A 16,905-nucleotide genomic window follows, 5' to 3' on the forward strand; every position below is an offset into this window, starting at 1 on the left:
CACAACAGTTATATATAATATTCGTTTTTTAACTATTTTGCAATAGTTTTGTATAAAAAGTTTACAACAATTCATATTTTGTGTCTTAAATTCGAATATTAATCGTAAAACTATGTGTGAATTGTAGTTTTTTATTGTGCACATGATAAGGAAAAGGAGCTGAAGGAAGTTATGCCACAGCAAAAAAGCTTTTTAACAATGCCAGCCCAACATCAAAATAAACAGCCTGGTATTGAATCATTAATGAATCCACTTCCGCAGTTTGAAGATCCCAATTATAAGGGAAGTGAAAAGTTAAAGGGGAAGAATGTGTTAATTACAGGGGGAGATAGCGGGATTGGACGAGCTGTTTCCATCGCTTTTGCAAAAGAGGGTGCAAATATTGCAATTGCTTATTTAGATGAGGAGGAGGATGCGAATGAGACGAAACAACGTGTTGAAAAAGAAGGTGTAAAGTGTGTATTACTACCGGGAGATTTAAGTAATGAACAACATTGTAAAGATATTGTGGAAGAGACTGTTTCGCAGTTAGGTGGTTTAAATATTGTTGTGAATAACGTCGCACAGCAATATCCGCAGCAAGGACTAGAATATATTACAGCAGAACAGCTAGAAAAAACATTCCGTATCAATATTTTTTCTTATTTTCACGTTACGAAAGCAGCACTTTCTCACTTCAAACAAGGGGATGTCATTATAAATACGGCGTCTATCGTTGCATATGAAGGAAATGAAACTTTAATTGATTATTCTGCAACGAAAGGAGCTATCGTTGCTTTTACAAGATCTCTCTCTCAATCGTTAGTGCAAAAAGGAATTCGTGTAAATGGTGTTGCGCCAGGCCCGATTTGGACACCTCTTATTCCATCGAGCTTTGGTGAGAAGAAAGTGTCACAGTTTGGAAGCAATGTTCCGATGCAAAGACCTGGTCAGCCATATGAATTAGCACCAGCATACGTATACTTAGCATCGGACGATTCATCTTATGTTACGGGGCAAATGATACATGTAAACGGAGGCGTTATCGTAAATGGATAGTTTTCATTTATAAGAGCAAAGTAAAGCTAATTGCATTTATTATGATGTTAGTGCTAGGGAGGATTTAGATGAAAAAAGTATTGTTTATCGTAATCCTATTTTTCTGCCTACCAGCTAGCGTTTTTGCTAATACAGATCATTTAATATTAGTTAATCTTACGACGAATCAGCTGTCTTTCTTTGAAGAAGGAAACTATACGAGAACGTTTCCGATAACGACTGGAAGAGATCGTACACCTACGCCAGAAGGTAATTTTTGTATTATAACTAAATATAAAAATAAAGAATACCATCGAAAAAAGATACGTGGTGGTGCACCAAACAACCCTCTCGGTACGAGGTGGCTTGGACTAGATAAAAAGGAATATGCGATTCACGGGACAAATCGGGAATGGACGATTGGAAGTAGGGAATCAAATGGTTGTATTCGCATGCATGACAAGGATATACAATGGTTATATGACCGAGTACAATTACAAACAAAAGTAATCATTTCTCGTTTTCATATGAGTCCGGAATATGAGGCAAATACACTTGGTTATCGTGTTGTGAGTTGGAATGGTCGTAAAGTAGAAGAAGAGCAAATAGGAATACTTACGTTAGTAGATCGCGCGGATATATATTGGCAAGAACCGAATGGGCAGTTAACAAAAGTGAAAACGGTATTGCCGAATGAAAGATATACGGTGTACTCAAAACGAAAAAATGGAATATATTATATAGGAAACAATTTGTATATTGTAGATGAAACAGGAGAAAAAATTCGTTACGAGCAAATTCCTACTTCGACTTTAAGTAATATATATAAACGGAAATACAATGTTCCGTAATAGCTACCGTTTTATAGGCGGTAGCTTATTTCTACTTGGAGTTTAACTGCAACTATTGTATTTTGCTGAATATAATACAATACAGATAGGGGGCGGTTACATTATGAAAAGCGAATTTGCATTTAAAGTTTTCTTAGTAACGACCTGTTTATTCATTGTGTATTTGTATGCGTTTCTCGTCTTTTCCTTTTATGTTCCATATGTTGATTTAATATTGTTCTTCGGATTTATTTGGGCTTTTGTAAAAGCAAGGGAAGGAGAAAAGAGTATATATAGGCGCATTACCCTATGTGGGACGGTTGTCCTCGTTATTTTGTACTTTTTTATCATGCACGATTTTTGGAGGGGAATGTAAAAAAGCATACGATTCATCGTATGCTTTTTATGTTTAATATTTTGGTTTAAATGTATGGCAACAAGTTTCTACACTCGTTGCTACAGAGCTTTCTAACGTCTCGTTTGTTAAAACCGCGCTTGTATACGAATCATTTTCAGTTTGACCAGCTTCATCTGCATCAGGCTGAACGATGATAGCACTTGCTTGACAAAAGTTACCTTGTCCCCAAAATGAGCAATTGGAAACAGAGCATTTTACTTCTGGCATAAAACCCCCTCCTTATACATTAGTGTGAGGTTTTACGCCCATTTCATGTGTAGAAGGAGTTTCCTTTTCTCGTTATTTCTTCGTTTGCTCAAGCCATTCTTTTAATTTGTCTTTCGATTGTTCGCCGCTAATACGGCTCACTTCTTTACCATCTTTAAAATGAATGATTGTTGGTGTACCTTGAATTTTATATTCATCCCAAGGAGCATCTAATTTTTCAATATCCATAACTTTCATATCAACATTCAAGTCTTTAGCCATCGGTACTACGACAGGAGATAATTTTTGGCAATGAACGCAAGATGTTTGATAAAAGTATACTGTTTCTTCTTTTTTCTCTTTTAAATTCTTTTGGAGATCTGAAAGAGAGATTTTATTTGTGTAGTAGTCAGCACCATCTGTTTGACTACCAGTAGCATTATCAATTTTTTGGCTAGTTGAAGCATTTTTTTCTTCCATTTGTGTGACAGCGAAAATTGCTACAAACAAGGCAATAATAATACCGCCAAATATAAGCATTTTTTTCATTCTTTCATCTCCTTATTTGTTTTTGATTACGATAAAGCTACAAACAGCGATTGTGATAAAGCCGATAAGTGCTAAAAACGGGATGGTCACAAAGCCGAACCAGTTTATGTATTCTCCCGTACAAGGTACGCGGCCGCAAGCTGCCCCAGCAGCTGAAAATGCTGCGATTTTTTGAATTGCATAGTGATATAAAGAAATACAAGCACCAATACTTGCGATTGGTAAAGAATAACTTGCAATGCGATAGTCTTTCTTTACTACAGCGATACCAAGCCATAAAACAAATGGATACATAAAAATACGCTGATACCAACAAAGGACACAAGGCTCAAATTTCATGATTTCGGAAAAGTATAGACTTCCTAATGTAGCAATAAATGAAGCTCCCCATGCAGTAAGTAAAGCATATTCTTGCTTTTTTTCTCGTCCCATATTTTATACCTCACTTATAATAGTTACATACTAAATTATAGTATGAAGTAGTAGGGAAAAGAAAGAGAAAATATGTTTATCAATAAAAGTTTTATAAGGAGAAACATTTATTGATATCAACATTTTAAAAAGCGCCATTCTCATAAAGAGAATAGCGCTATATTTTACATTTGAATTTGCTCTACTTCTTCTACATGTGACTTTTGAGATGCGTGGTCAATATATTGAAATAGGAGCTGCAATTGTTTATCAACTTCTGGTAGCTCTTTACTGTATTGATAAGCATGTAAAAAATGCTCAATACGCTTAGAAAATAATTGATCGTTCGTCTGAACCATGAGAACGAGTAATTTATCCCAATTACAGCAATACGTGTAATAGAGAGCTTTATCATAGTCGTTATATGTTTGCACTGTGTACCCTCCTTACCGAGAGTTATATATAGTGTGTGATAAGTAAGGAGAAATACACTTGAAAGAATTTGTTAAGAAAAAAAGTGAATGAAAAAAAACGAGGTATTTCCTCGTTTTTTAAGCTTTTGGCATTGGCGTAGGTGTTGGTTTGCCATAGCCTTCTTTGTATTTATTGTCAATATAGTTACGAATTTCAAGCGTTGATTTTCCTTTTTGTTTCATCGTAGCTGATTCAACTGCGATTTCTAGGCAATTGACGCAAGTCGTTGCATGGGAATCCCAAACAACTTCACCATTCTTCTTAATTTCACGAATAAAGCAATTTTTATTGTTTTTATGTCCTACACTTTCACCGCAACCGCAGTAACATGGAATCCAATCTAATAGCTCTGCATTTTGTCCAGCGACAGTGTAAATGTCTTTCATTTGTGGATCAAGCTTGTCTAGGAAGGCAGGAAGTGTGTCGACTCCCTTTGTTTTTTCTTGAATGTCAGCTTGCTGCGTGTGCGATGCATGGTCATGCTCTTCTTTTGATTCAGATGATTTTTTTTCATTTGTACTAGTAGCTCCACATCCAGCAAGAATTAAACTCAGTACTGCAAGTAAAGAAAATACATATTTCTTCATACGCTTGTCCCCTTTACACATGTATTAATCAAATTGTATCAAATATCATGGTGTGTCGGGTGAAGATTCTTTCGACTTATTTTTGAAGCGCCACCGCAATGAATGGAATAGAAATAAGACTGGGATATAAGCGTATACAATATATAAACCAGCTTGAGACAGTACTGTATTCAATGTATTGATACTTTCGCGGTTTGTGAAATACAAGGATGAAATAAATATAGTTGCGATAAAAAATGGCAGTGTAATGTTAAATGGTATGCGAAAAGATTTCTTAGTAATGCAACAAGAAGACCAAATCGTTAAACAAAGGTTAGGTAAAATAATTAGATACCATAAGAAAATAATAATGTACTCAAACCTTTGGATAAAAGGAACCTTAATTATTTTTAGCATCGTTAATGTTGGCCAAATTGTATGATGTAGTTGCCCTTGGCTATAGTACATAAGGGACACAATCGCTAATATTACGTATAGAATGGTTGTAAAAGCAATACCGCTATGTGCCCATTTATTTAACGATTTTCCTTTTTTAATAAATGGATAAAAGATAAGGATTGCTTCAAATCCAAGAAATTCTAATGCAGATGCTTTCGCTGAAGTTAAAATGTCTAAAGGTGAATGAGCGAGAATTGGGAAAATGTTACGGACATGTGCGTATTTCATTGGGAAAACTAAGAAAAGTAGTACGAAAATCGGTATTATGACACCCCAAAAACATATTCCTGTTACAGAACGAAAGCCGCCTCTAATTATGTAATAAGTTACAAGTAAAAATAGTAAAGTTAATTTCCACGGTTTAATTGTAGGAAAGACCCAAACTTGAATGACTTCAATATATGTACGAAGAACAGTAAGACAAAATAATAGAAGGTATGCGGCAAAACATACGGAAAAAAATGTTCCAATCCACTTTCCAAAACATGTCGTATGAATATTCATTAAATCATTATCTTTTTCTAACATTTTAAGCATACAAAATAAAACGATATGAGTTGCAATACCAGCGATAATAAGAGAAATCCAAGCATCATAACCGGCATATTGCGCAATAATTCTTTGGTACCCTAACACACCTACTCCAATTTGAAGGGAGTGTAATAGAAGGAATGTGAAATAAGGGGAAACAGTATGTGTTTTATCTTGTTCAGCCATTATAGCACCTCCACTATTCTCCGATACCAGATTGCACGACATTGATTTGCACATGAACAGCAACGTCTACATTAGGGTACATTTCTTGAATTTGTTTTATAGTCCATTTTCTTGAATGACTACGAATTTCTTCTCGTATACCTATTGGATCAATTTTTTTTTCTTGGAATTGTTTTATTAATTCGTTTAAATGTTTCTCAAGCGTTTTTTCTACATGTTTTTTTACGTAAGTTACATTTTCGTTCTTAGATAAATCAAGCCAGTCGGGAGCATTTTTTATGAGTCCATTTAATTTTAAGTGAATGTTAACTTTCGGAATATCACCGTTTTGCGAAAGAGAACAAACACTTTTTCCAGATAAGTTTTGAGTAGCGATCAATCCTTTATGCTTACCTTGACGTATTGGAACTTCGTAGCGACCATTTTTCGTTGGGTTAATAAGTAATTTTAATAAAAAAGATTCTTTTTTATCGGTGTACATAACCACTTTATCCTTTTTTAAAAAAGCGAGTCCTTTAATGGAAGCGGACTTGTCTTCATCAACTTTAATATAAGGAAGAAATGGATCGCATCCTGATGAATAAAAGTTATATAAAAAAATATTTAAAGCTGTCCGCGGGATTGTCTCGTTTTTTATATTTTGCTCCAGTAAATCAGATAGATAAAGTGATCCATTTGTTTTAACATGTTTAAGTAATTCTTCTGCTGAACCATCTACCAGTGCTAGCTGTACATCGCGGCCAATGTTAGGGTCACGTTGTAAGTTGTTAATAACATCTCCAATTCCACGTTCACCAAATGCTTTCCCAAATAGGACAACACGCATTTGACCTATAGCGATCGTATGTGGCGATTTTGCGTTTAGAAGGGACGATATAGTTTCAATTGTACCTGCATGAGTTGATTGAGTTTCTGGTTTCGATTGTACTCCTTTTGTGTAATCGGGATATAAAATTGTCCCGCGAAATTTTTTATCTTTCATTATATCGAATCCACCTACGTGAATCATTCGCTGTGTATCAACTATATTTGTTTCTGTACAACCAGATTGAAAAATTAAAATGATAATGGAAAAGCATAATAAAATATTTTTCATTTCTCTTCACCGTCACGTTTTTCTTTCGCTTTGTTTGGGTCATAGCGCCATTTCTTTTTTGGTCTCAGAAAAGAGGCACGCCCAGCAGTTTGACTAAACGGCAAACGAAGGAGTCCTTCTGCTGTCCCTAAACCGCGGAATGGATATAAAGGTAATAAATAAGGTGATCCGAGTGATTTAAGGCGAATTAAATGAGCTAATATGAATACAAATCCGACGATGAGACCAACGCCACCAAACGCTCCAGCTAAAATGATAAGAGGAAATCGTAATATCCGGATTGTAGAAGACATTTTTACTGTCGGTGTTGTAAAAGAAGCAAGCGCAGATAATGCAACCGCAATTAATAAAATCGTACTCGTTAAAGCAGCTTCAACAGATGCTTGCCCAATTACAATTCCTCCAACAATACCAATTGTTTGGCCGACTTTAGTCGGTAAGCGTGCTCCAGCTTCACGCAGTAATTCAATTGTAATTTCTAAAAAAAGAGCTTCCAAAACAGGTGGAAATGGTACATTGGCTCTAGAATAAATAATAGGGCCAAGTAAATCTGCAGGAATCATTTGATAATGATATGTTAATACAGCTGTGTAAATAGCTGAAGAAAATAGAGAGAAAGCTGCTCCAAAAAAACGAACTAATCTAAGAAATGAGCCTGCAATCCATGGTAAATAATAATCTTCTGGCGAGACGAAGAAATCAAGTAACGTCGCTGGTCCAGCTAATGCGTAAGGTGAACCGTCTGTTAAAATAACAACGCCTCCATTCAGTAATGCGTACACCGAGCGGTCTAGCCGCTCTGTAGGTAGTAAAACAGGGAAGGGTGAGTTACTATTATCGCTAATAAACTGTTCAATCATAGTTGCATCAAAAGGAACATCAAAGTCAACGTCTTGTAAGCGCTGCATTGCAGTATTGATGTGTTGTTCATTTGTAATGCCTTCGATGTAAGCAACTATAACCTTTGTTTTTGATATAGAGCCAACTATAACTTCTTTGAAAACTAATTGCTCTGTTACTATATTTCGGCGAAGTAAGTGTGTATTTGTATCAATATTTTCAACAAATCCGACTTTTGGACCGATTACACTATATTCATTTTCGGTATCGTTATATAATCGTGTACCTAAAACTGAACTTTCAGCACGAATAAGTGCATATTCTGCTGCTTGGGAATCGTTTGTTATCTGTATGAGTACATACCCAACTAATAATTTTTCACGAATATCATCAATAGAAGGACTGGTGATGATCCCTTCGAGTGTAACGATATTTGCTATGTCACTTATATTTTCAATGCGATCTAATTCTCTTTTTATAGGTGTTAAAATGAATCGATTAATGAGGAGTGATTCAGCTGTAGATTTATAATAAAACAAACATAGTGTCCCATCTTCTACGATGTTATAAGAAACGAAATCACTAGATTCTTTCATAGTGAGGATAAACTCTGGAATGGAACAGATTGTTTTTTTCTTCTTTTTAGACGATAAACGAAACACTTTCTCACCCCTTACTACATCATTTGTTTATGTTAGTTTTTGGGAAAGACGGGAATTTATACTTCAAAGTTGAAAGTTCATAAAGAAAAGGAAGAGCAGTGAATACCTCTTCCTTTTTTGCGTGTTAATTTGTTTGCTTCTCTTTAATAGACTTCACTAATTTAATCATCTCTGCTCGTATATCTTCTCTTTTAACATTTAATTTTTCCGCGATTTGTTTAATATCCATACCGTCTTTTTTCATTTTTAGTACATCATCAAGAGGGGTATTACTTTTTTGAGAGATGATTGTTAATACCGTGAGCTGACGTAAGCCGATATTATATTCTTTCATTTTTTGTTTTAGTCCATCTGGTGTGGATTTTTGCATAGTTGCTAATTGTTGCAGTAATGCTTTTTTTGTTTCTTTATTCATATGATGCTTTTTAAGCTTACTTGGATCTACACCGAAATGTTGTGCGGTTTTCTCCCAGGATTTATTTTGCTTATAGTAAGCTAAAACGTCCTTAGTTTCTTTTTTGCTGATTCTTGCAATGTGGGCAGCTTTCCAAATTTCATGTTTATTATAGCCGAGTTTTTCGAGCGACTGCATTTCTTCTTCTGAAATAGGTTTATGATGATGCATTGCAACTTCCTTTGGCGTGGTAGCAGAAGCAGGGAAGGTAGATACCCCGCATAATAATGCGGCCATAGTCATACTTACTGCGATTTTTTTGTACATGTAAACTCCTCCTAGATGGATAATGTGGAAAACTTTACACATATCATTTCCATAAAATGTGAAAAACTTGTGAACAAGCTAAGTTTTTTTATTCACAGTAGAAAAAGAAGTTTTTTGTATGTTTTCCAACATAAAACATTGATTAATTGTGAAAAACTAGGTTATAATCGAAATTGAAAATCAATATCAATAACAAACTTATACATATAGATGAAAAATAAGGGAGAGAAAAATATGACTACATATACTTCCATCGCAAATGTTATTAAAGAAAGACGATCTGTTCGTACATTTACAGATAAAGCAGTAGACAAAGAATTATTAATTGAACTATTAAACGATGCAACGTGGGCACCAAATCATAAACACCGTGAGCCATGGAATTGTAAATTATACATTGGGGACGGCCGTAAGAAATTAGTAGATGCGGTATTAAACTCTTTCACAGAAGAAGAAAGAGCGAAACGCGGTAAAATTTTATCTGATCGTTTCTTAAGCACACCTGCACAAATCGTTGTATATATGAATGAAGATCCGCGTCAAATTCAGCGTGACGAAGATTACGCTGCAACATGCGCATTTATGCAAAACTTCCAATTGCTTGCTTGGGAACGCGGCTTAGGCTGTGTTTGGAAATCAGGTGGATTAAACTATAATCCATTATTTATAGAAGGAATCGGTTTAACAAGAGGCCAACGTATCGTTGGAATTCTTCATATTGGTTATTTCGAAAAAGCGCCAGAAGGAAAAGCTCGTACACCGATTACGGAGAAGATGGAGATTATTGAAGATTAATAGATGAGACATTCTCGTTTTTACGAGGGTGTCTTTTTATTATGCAATCAATCCTCATGAAAGCTTGTTCCCCATCATACACTTTCTTAAGGGAAAGTGTAAGGAGGGAAAATAATGAGAGCAAGTGACGATAAAGCACTGCAATATGCGATTGCGGAAATTACGGAAATTGCGACTGGATTTGGGCTTGATTTTTATCCGATGCGTTATGAAATATGTCCAGCGGAAATTATTTATACATTTGGTGCATATGGGATGCCGACAAGGTTTTCACATTGGAGTTTTGGAAAACAATTTTTCAGAATGAAATTACAATACGATTTAGGACTTAGTAAAATATACGAACTCGTTATTAACTCTGATCCATGTTACGCATTTTTATTGGATACGAACTCTTTAATCCAAAACAAATTAATTGTAGCACACGTTTTAGCACACTGTGACTTCTTCAAAAATAATATTCGTTTTTCAAATACGAAGCGGGATATGGTAGAGAGTATGGCCGCAACAGCGGACCGTGTGAAAGCGTATGAGCATAAGTACGGAAAGGCAGAGGTAGAAACATTTTTAGATGCCGTACTTGCCATTCAAGAGCATATTGATCCGTCGCTTATGCGTCCGAAACTTGCATGGAGTATTGATGATTTAGAAGAGGAAGAAGTGGAAAAGAAAAAAGCATCACAATACGATGATTTATGGAATTTAGATGATCGAAATAAAAAGAGGGAACGATCGAATATACGCAAAAAGAAGAAGATTCCACCGCAACCAGAGAAAGATTTACTACTCTTTATTGAAGAATATAGCCGTGAGCTTGAAGATTGGCAGCGAGACATATTAACGATGATGCGTGAGGAAATGTTATATTTCTGGCCACAGCTTGAAACAAAGATCATGAACGAGGGCTGGGCTTCCTACTGGCATCAACGTATACTGCGTGAAATGGACTTAACATCTGATGAAGCAATCGAATTCGCAAAATTAAATGCAGGTGTCGTTCAGCCATCAAAAACAAGCATTAACCCATACTACCTCGGTATTAAAATGTTTGAAGATATTGAAGAACGCTACAACAACCCGACAGAAGAAATGAAAAGGCGTGGTGTGAAGCCTGGTTCTGGTCGAGAGAAAATGTTTGAAGTACGCGAAATTGAATGGGACGTATCATTCCTAAGAAACTACTTAAATAAAGAACTCGTAATGAGAGAAGATATGTACTTATTCCAGCGCCAAGGAAAAGAATATAAAGTAATTGATAAAGAATGGGAACATGTACGTGATCAGCTCGTAAATATGCGGACAAATGGTGGATTCCCGTACTTAGTAGTAGAAGATGGAGACTACTTAAAGAACGGAGAATTATACATTAAACATAGTTACGAAGGAATCGAGCTCGATTTAAAATACTTAGAAAAAGTATTGCCATATCTTCATCAGTTGTGGGGAAGAACGGTGCATATGGAGTCCATTGTGGAGAGTAAGGGCGTTGTGTTTTCTTATGATGGGAAGATGGTGCATCGGAAATATGTGTGATGGAAAGAACGGACATAGCATGCTATGTCCGTTCTTTTTATTTGGAGCAAAGTTAAATATGCTATTCTTGAAGAAAGGGAGTTACATAGAGAAATGGAGCGATTCAAATGAGCAAAGTAGGGGTATGTAAGGTGGATATTACGCCACCTGTAGGTATTGATTTTGTCGGATATCATAGAGAGACAGGAATAAATAATATTGAAGAGCGTATTTACGGGACAATCTTTGTATTTGAAAAAGATGAAATGAAAACTGTGTTTATAAGTATTGATAATATTGGAATGTTAGTAGAGGCTACGAATTTTATTCGTGAGCAAGTAGCAAGTAGGCTTCATGTGCCATTTGAGCGAATAACGGTTGTTTATACTCATACGCATTCCGGTCCAGAAACGGTCGGTGATGATCCGCTAGTACAGTCGTATAAAACGCTTTTAGTAAATAATGTAGTACACGGTGCTGTTACTGCGAATAACAATTTGAAGCTATGTGAAGTTGGATGGAGTGTTACGACAGGTAATATTGGAGTAAACCGAAGAGAGAGAACATCTGATGGAAAAGCGAAGATGGGAACGAATATAGAGGGTGTTGTAGATAAGCGAATTGGGATGTTAGCAATAAGAGATGTTGAAACGAAGGAGTTATCTGGAGTTGTAATATTTTGTACTGCCCATCCGAACGTTTTAAAAGGTGATAGTGATGTATTGTCAGCAGATTATCCGGGGATGACGAGAGAGCTTCTTGAGAAAATAGTAAACTGCCCAGTTATTATTGTTCAAGGTGCTGCTGGAAATGTGAATGCGAAGTATCGCGGTTCAAGGGAAGCATTAAACCAAATGGCTTACATGCTTAGTGGACATGTATTAACGATGTTGCCAACAGTTACATATAGCCCAATTGTAAATGTAAGGACAGTTTCAAGTACTATGCAAATGAAGTTGAAGGATATTCCTGAAATTGATGAGATACAAAAAATGGCCCAACTAGCTGAGAAGCAGTGGGGTGTGAATGCGGATGAATGGCTTGCTATCGTTTTAGAGAAATATGAGCAAGGTATGCGGCGGTTAAGTATTGATTTAGAAGTGCAACTGTTTCAAGTTAATGATGGGATTTTCTCTGGCATACCGATGGAACCTTTTTCAGAAACTGCCCTAGAAATGAAAGAGATTCTTCAAAATGAATTAGCTTTCTTTGGTGGATATATGAATGGATATATTGGTTATTTACCAACGAAGGAAGAATTCTCATATGGTGGGTATGAAGTGGAATTAAGCCCTGTTGTGTATGGACCGGTTACGAATTTATTGATGCCACCGGAGGAGAATACTGCGGAGTTGGTTGTGAAGAGAGTTATGGAATTATATAACGCGTAAAAAATATATTCAGTAGAATAAAATTTAAAGAAATTCATGATTTTTAATACAGCTATAGAAAAACGAATCCATTTTGAAGAAGATGAATCAAAATGGATTCGTTTTTTGTTTACCAGACAGGTCGTATATTTGATGATAATTTCTCTGTATTTTCTTTAGTAACGAATGTTGTCAAATCTTCTTTTAGCATTTGCATTCGTTCTGTACCTATGTTTTCAATCCATCGCTGCTCTATTTCAGCTACTATTTCTTCTTTTGCCTTCATTACTGCTAAACCACGTTCGGTTAAAACAATGATTTTACCCCTTTTATCAGTAGGGTGTGTTTTACGTGTAACGTAGCCACTATTCTCAAGAGAATCCACCATTTTACTTACAGCTTGTTTGGAAACCCCTAAATATTCAGCTAGTTCTATACCAGTTGCCCCATTAGGGAGGATGCGTTTGAACATAAAACCATGTGCTGGCCTAATATCTTCAAATCCTAATTCACTTAATTTGTCATGTAGCTCAGTAATTAATGTGCTAAATGATAATGATAAAAGCGATGTAAGATCTAACTCGTTAAATGTTTGATCCATATATATAACCTCCGCACTTGTAGTCAATTAAGTTGACTATATGTAATGCTTATTGTACTATACATAATACAGTCAATCAAATTGACTATATTATGTTGGTAGAACAAATAATGATTTATATAATATAGAATCGATGGAGGTTTCACATGGTTAATATCGTTAAAATTAGAGGGAGTGTATTTGCACCGTATGTTTCGCTGAAACCTATTCAGGATCCTGCAACGGGAAGAGTTTTTGAATATGCTGGAGATGCACGTGAGTTTACACCATACGCTGTGAATACAAAGCGTTCAAGATTAGAACAAGAAGTGAATATTGATTTTTATAAAAGAGAAATTTTCACATATGCAGATGCTTGTATCGTCACTGTGAAAATTACAAATCCAGATGGCTCAATTGAGTATCAAAAAGGAGAAACAAGTACAGAAAACATTGTATGTACAAATATTGTATGGAGTGAAGATGAAGTTTCGTTTGAAATGAGAGCAAGTGCAAGCAATCCGTTAAATGCGGCAGCACCTGCAGCTGATTATTTTTTGACTATACGAGTTAATGAACGTGGCGCTGTGCACGTTGAAGGTTTACATGATGGTTTCCCTTGCTATGAATTTTATAAACAAGTAGATTTTGGTTCGTTTGAATTGATATACACACATGATTTCAGAAAAACGGATGATACCCCAGCAGCACTAGCTGGAGAGATGGAATATAGCTTTAAAACGATAATCTAGCTGTAAATATAGCGCTATTTTTCAGAAGGAAGTAGTAAGCGTAAAAGAGAAAGCTATTGATTATGGGAGCGATATTGTGATCTGTTTTACTCAATATTATGCAGTATCTAAAATAAAATTATAGAGGTGTATCTTATGACTAATATCGTAAAAATTAGAGCGAGTGTATTTATTCCAATGCCTTGGACGGAAGCTAAGAAGGATATGGAAACAGGAAAAGCAATCCAATTCGAAGGTGATTCACGTGAATTTACACCACATACGGTAAATACTATGCGCTCTAGAGTTGAGCAAGAGGTTGTAGTGGATTTTTATAAAGAAGAAGTGTTTTCATATGCAAATACGGGTATTACGACAGAGAAGGTTACAAATCCAGATGGTTCTGTGAGTAAAAGAACAGGGAAAGCAAGTACAGAAAATATTGTGTGCACTGATATCACATGGAATTCTGAAGGTGTGCAATTCAAAATGAGTGCGAGTGCAAGTAATCCATTAAATGTATATGCACCTCCTGTGGATTATGTATTAAATGTATGTGTGAAACAGGATGGTAGTATTGATATTCAAGGAGAGCATGATGGATTCCCTTGTTTTGAATTTTATAAGCAAGTAGATTTCGGTTCATTTGAAAAAATATATACACATGATTTTAGAGAAACTGGTGATACAGCTGCAGCGTTAGGTGGCGATATGGATTATCTTTTTACAAAGAGTTTATAAGGAATAAGGTAGAGTAGACCACTTAACCGCTAGAAGGCTGAGAAACAAACATCCCCCTTTACAATATACCCTAAAGGGTATATGATGTTATACAAGGTTATAAAGTAATATATAATATAGCTATAATTACGGAGGTGGTCTACAGTGGAATACAATCAAGATATGAAAAATAGATTAAAACGTATTGAAGGCCAAGTGCGCGGTGTGCTTCGTATGATGGAAGAAGGAAAAGATTGCCGAGAGGTTATTACACAGTTAACGGCATCTCGTTCTGCATTAGATCGTACAATTGGATTAGTTGTTGGAACAAATTTAGAGCAATGTTTGCGTGAACAGTTTGAAAGTGGCAATGGTTCAAATGAAGAGTTAATTAAAGAAGCCGTTCAATTACTTGTAAAAAGCCGATAATCTGTCAAACATAAGTGTTGACAGATTTTCAAAAACGTTTTAGTATACCCCTACAGGTATAAGTATATTAAATATGGAGGAATCGATAATGAGTATAAAAGTGGATATGAGTTTAGATTGTAAAGGTTTGGCTTGTCCGATGCCTCTTGTAAAGACGAAGAAGGCGATGGAAGGATTGGCATCAGGGCAAGTGATTGAAATTGAGGCAACAGATAAAGGATCTACGGTAGATATACAAAGTTGGGCGAATAAAATAGGGCATCAATATATCGGGACGAAACATGAGGGTGCTATATTGATGCATTATGTGAGGAAAGCGCATGAACATGAAGTGAACGAAGTTGTGAAATATCCTCATACAATTACGAATGCGGAATTACAGGATATATTATCTCACGGAGAAGAGTGCATTGTATTAGATGTTCGTGAAGCAGCAGAATTTGCTTTTGGTCATATTCCATCTGCTATTTCGGTGCCACTAGGTGAACTAGACAGTACATCGTTAGATCAGACGAAGCAAATTTATGTTGTTTGCCGAACTGGTAACCGCAGTGATGTAGCTTGCCAAATGTTGAAAGAGAAAGGTTTTTCAAATGTGAAAAATGTCATTCCTGGTATGTTAGGGTGGCAAGGAAATGTGGAGAAATAAAATTTTTTAAACGAAAATATACCTATGGGGGTAATTAAATGGACATTAAGATGTTACAAGCAAAAGATGTTGCAGAGAAAGTTTTATTCGGAGAGTTGTTTATTTTAGATGTTCGTAATGAGACGGATTATGAAGATTGGAAAATTGAAGGGAAACAAGTATCTTCTATTAATAAACCTTATTTTGACTTGTTAGATGGTGTAGACCATATTGTAGATGAATTACCGAGAGAGAAAGAGATTTTAGTCGTATGTGCAAAAGAAGGTTCTTCGCAGTTTGTCGCGGAGCAATTGTTGGATGCTGGCTTCAACGATGTTTCCTATTTAGCTGGTGGGATGAAAGCTTGGAGTGAATATGTAAAGCCGCTCAAAGTAGGAGATGTACAGGGCGGAGGGAGTATATATCAATTTAATCGTCTTGGAAAAGGCTGTTTATCTTATATGGTCGTTTCTAACGGTGAAGCAGCAGTTATTGATGCAGTAAGAACGATTGAATCATATGAGGAGTTTGCGAAAGAGCATGGAGTTACTATTACGAATGTAATGGATACACATTTACATGCAGACCATATTTCTGGCGGTCGTAAGTTAGCTGAAAAAGTAGGTGGTACGTATTGGTTACCTCCAAAAGATGCGGAGGAAGTCGTTTTCTTATACGAACCACTTGTAGAAGGATCTGTTATTACGGTAGGGGGTACCAAAATCGAAATTGATGCGCTATACTCACCGGGGCATACGATTGGGAGTACATCATTTATTGTAGATAATTCCTATTTATTATCGGGCGATATTTTATTTGTAGATTCAATCGGGCGTCCAGATCTTGCTGGTAAGGCTGAAGATTGGGTGAGCGATTTACGAAATACATTATATAAGCGCTATAAGGAATTATCTCAAGAGTTAATTGTTTTACCAGCTCATTATTCAAAAATAAGTGAAATGGATGAAAATGGGGTTGTGAGTGCTAATTTAAAACAATTGTTTGAAGTGAATGCAGGGTTAAATATGAAAGATGAGAATGAATTTCGCAAAATTGTAACGGAGAATCTACCACCTCAGCCGAATGCTTATCAAGAAATTCGTCAAACGAATATGGGGAAAATTCATCCGAGTGTGGAAGAAGAACGTGAAATGGAGATTGGTCCAAACCGCTGTGCAGTTCATAATTAATAAC

The 16,905-nt window shown here is 35.9% G+C and carries 21 protein-coding genes; 11 read left to right on the forward strand and 10 right to left on the reverse strand.

Annotated features, from left to right (window positions below):
• Positions 1-171: 171 nt before the first annotated feature.
• From ACUN26_RS00675 to ACUN26_RS00685, 3 genes are all read left to right on the forward strand, one after another.
• Complete coding sequence (locus ACUN26_RS00675; RefSeq protein ID WP_001136297.1) at positions 172-1,038, forward strand: SDR family oxidoreductase; 867 nt, start codon at positions 172-174, stop codon at positions 1,036-1,038.
• A 68-nt stretch (positions 1,039-1,106) separates the two neighbouring features.
• Positions 1,107-1,868: a L,D-transpeptidase gene (locus tag ACUN26_RS00680; protein WP_000756371.1), complete on the forward strand. Its 762-nt coding sequence runs from the start codon at positions 1,107-1,109 to the stop codon at positions 1,866-1,868.
• A gap of 103 nt (positions 1,869-1,971) precedes the next feature.
• The gene (locus tag ACUN26_RS00685) at positions 1,972-2,223 is read left to right on the forward strand and encodes a hypothetical protein (RefSeq protein ID WP_000834196.1); all 252 of its coding nucleotides are present in this window, start codon (positions 1,972-1,974) and stop codon (positions 2,221-2,223) included.
• Positions 2,224-2,256: 33 nt separating this feature from the next.
• On the opposite strand, the gene ACUN26_RS00690 is transcribed toward ACUN26_RS00685, so the two are convergent.
• The 9 genes from ACUN26_RS00690 to ACUN26_RS00730 all read right to left on the reverse strand — a co-directional run bounded on the left by ACUN26_RS00690 (position 2,257) and on the right by ACUN26_RS00730 (position 8,946).
• Positions 2,257-2,472, reverse strand: coding sequence for a DUF1540 domain-containing protein (locus ACUN26_RS00690; protein ID WP_001115393.1), 216 nt, complete (start codon positions 2,470-2,472; stop codon positions 2,257-2,259).
• A 72-nt stretch (positions 2,473-2,544) separates the two neighbouring features.
• A complete protein-coding gene (locus ACUN26_RS00695; RefSeq protein ID WP_000738448.1) occupies positions 2,545-3,000 on the reverse strand; it encodes a thioredoxin family protein in 456 nt (151 codons plus the stop codon).
• A gap of 12 nt (positions 3,001-3,012) precedes the next feature.
• Positions 3,013-3,432: a disulfide formation protein C gene (locus ACUN26_RS00700; RefSeq protein ID WP_000532269.1), complete on the reverse strand. Its 420-nt coding sequence runs from the start codon at positions 3,430-3,432 to the stop codon at positions 3,013-3,015.
• A 164-nt stretch (positions 3,433-3,596) separates the two neighbouring features.
• A complete protein-coding gene (locus tag ACUN26_RS00705; protein WP_001195459.1) occupies positions 3,597-3,845 on the reverse strand; it encodes a YhdB family protein in 249 nt (82 codons plus the stop codon).
• Between the two features lie 117 nt (positions 3,846-3,962).
• A complete protein-coding gene (locus tag ACUN26_RS00710; protein ID WP_000761016.1) occupies positions 3,963-4,472 on the reverse strand; it encodes a PCYCGC domain-containing protein in 510 nt (169 codons plus the stop codon).
• Between the two features lie 45 nt (positions 4,473-4,517).
• Positions 4,518-5,627 (reverse strand): GerAB/ArcD/ProY family transporter, encoded by a 1,110-nt coding sequence (locus ACUN26_RS00715; RefSeq protein ID WP_000840374.1) that lies wholly within the window; start codon positions 5,625-5,627, stop codon positions 4,518-4,520.
• A gap of 13 nt (positions 5,628-5,640) precedes the next feature.
• Positions 5,641-6,723, reverse strand: coding sequence for a spore germination protein GerYC (gerYC, locus tag ACUN26_RS00720; RefSeq protein ID WP_000789833.1), 1,083 nt, complete (start codon positions 6,721-6,723; stop codon positions 5,641-5,643).
• Positions 6,720-8,225: a spore germination protein gene (locus tag ACUN26_RS00725; RefSeq protein ID WP_000489316.1), complete on the reverse strand. Its 1,506-nt coding sequence runs from the start codon at positions 8,223-8,225 to the stop codon at positions 6,720-6,722. The genes gerYC and ACUN26_RS00725 overlap by 4 nt, the downstream gene beginning before the upstream one ends.
• Positions 8,226-8,349: 124 nt before the next feature.
• Complete coding sequence (locus tag ACUN26_RS00730; RefSeq protein WP_000276987.1) at positions 8,350-8,946, reverse strand: hypothetical protein; 597 nt, start codon at positions 8,944-8,946, stop codon at positions 8,350-8,352.
• A 234-nt stretch (positions 8,947-9,180) separates the two neighbouring features.
• Here ACUN26_RS00730 and ACUN26_RS00735 point away from each other — a divergent pair, with 234 nt between their 5' ends.
• The 3 genes from ACUN26_RS00735 to ACUN26_RS00745 all read left to right on the forward strand — a co-directional run bounded on the left by ACUN26_RS00735 (position 9,181) and on the right by ACUN26_RS00745 (position 12,644).
• Positions 9,181-9,741, forward strand: coding sequence for a nitroreductase family protein (locus tag ACUN26_RS00735; RefSeq protein ID WP_002093832.1), 561 nt, complete (start codon positions 9,181-9,183; stop codon positions 9,739-9,741).
• Positions 9,742-9,855: 114 nt separating this feature from the next.
• On the forward strand, positions 9,856-11,274 hold the full coding sequence (gene spoVR / locus ACUN26_RS00740; protein WP_001202697.1) for a stage V sporulation protein SpoVR: 1,419 nt from the start codon (positions 9,856-9,858) through the stop codon (positions 11,272-11,274).
• Positions 11,275-11,381: 107 nt separating this feature from the next.
• Positions 11,382-12,644 carry a neutral/alkaline non-lysosomal ceramidase N-terminal domain-containing protein gene (locus ACUN26_RS00745; protein WP_002038026.1) on the forward strand — a complete coding sequence of 421 codons (1,263 nt, stop codon included), beginning with the start codon at positions 11,382-11,384 and terminating at the stop codon, positions 12,642-12,644.
• 109 nt (positions 12,645-12,753) lie between these two features.
• Here the strand turns inward: ACUN26_RS00745 and ACUN26_RS00750 are convergent, their stop codons facing one another.
• Positions 12,754-13,224, reverse strand: a complete 471-nt coding sequence (locus tag ACUN26_RS00750) for a MarR family winged helix-turn-helix transcriptional regulator (RefSeq protein ID WP_000372894.1) — start codon at positions 13,222-13,224, stop codon at positions 12,754-12,756.
• A 146-nt stretch (positions 13,225-13,370) separates the two neighbouring features.
• On the opposite strand from ACUN26_RS00750, the gene ACUN26_RS00755 reads away from it, so the two are divergent.
• The 5 genes from ACUN26_RS00755 to ACUN26_RS00775 all read left to right on the forward strand — a co-directional run bounded on the left by ACUN26_RS00755 (position 13,371) and on the right by ACUN26_RS00775 (position 16,901).
• Positions 13,371-13,955, forward strand: coding sequence for a DUF3238 domain-containing protein (locus tag ACUN26_RS00755; RefSeq protein WP_000247271.1), 585 nt, complete (start codon positions 13,371-13,373; stop codon positions 13,953-13,955).
• Positions 13,956-14,090: 135 nt separating this feature from the next.
• Positions 14,091-14,675 (forward strand): DUF3238 domain-containing protein, encoded by a 585-nt coding sequence (locus ACUN26_RS00760; RefSeq protein ID WP_000182095.1) that lies wholly within the window; start codon positions 14,091-14,093, stop codon positions 14,673-14,675.
• Between the two features lie 144 nt (positions 14,676-14,819).
• The gene (locus tag ACUN26_RS00765; protein WP_000456206.1) at positions 14,820-15,083 is read left to right on the forward strand and encodes a metal-sensitive transcriptional regulator; all 264 of its coding nucleotides are present in this window, start codon (positions 14,820-14,822) and stop codon (positions 15,081-15,083) included.
• A gap of 73 nt (positions 15,084-15,156) precedes the next feature.
• A complete protein-coding gene (locus ACUN26_RS00770; protein ID WP_002038025.1) occupies positions 15,157-15,732 on the forward strand; it encodes a sulfurtransferase TusA family protein in 576 nt (191 codons plus the stop codon).
• A 38-nt stretch (positions 15,733-15,770) separates the two neighbouring features.
• The gene (locus tag ACUN26_RS00775; protein WP_000351926.1) at positions 15,771-16,901 is read left to right on the forward strand and encodes an MBL fold metallo-hydrolase; all 1,131 of its coding nucleotides are present in this window, start codon (positions 15,771-15,773) and stop codon (positions 16,899-16,901) included.
• Positions 16,902-16,905 lie beyond the last annotated feature (4 nt).

The organism is Bacillus sp. WC2503 (assembly GCF_052682895.1).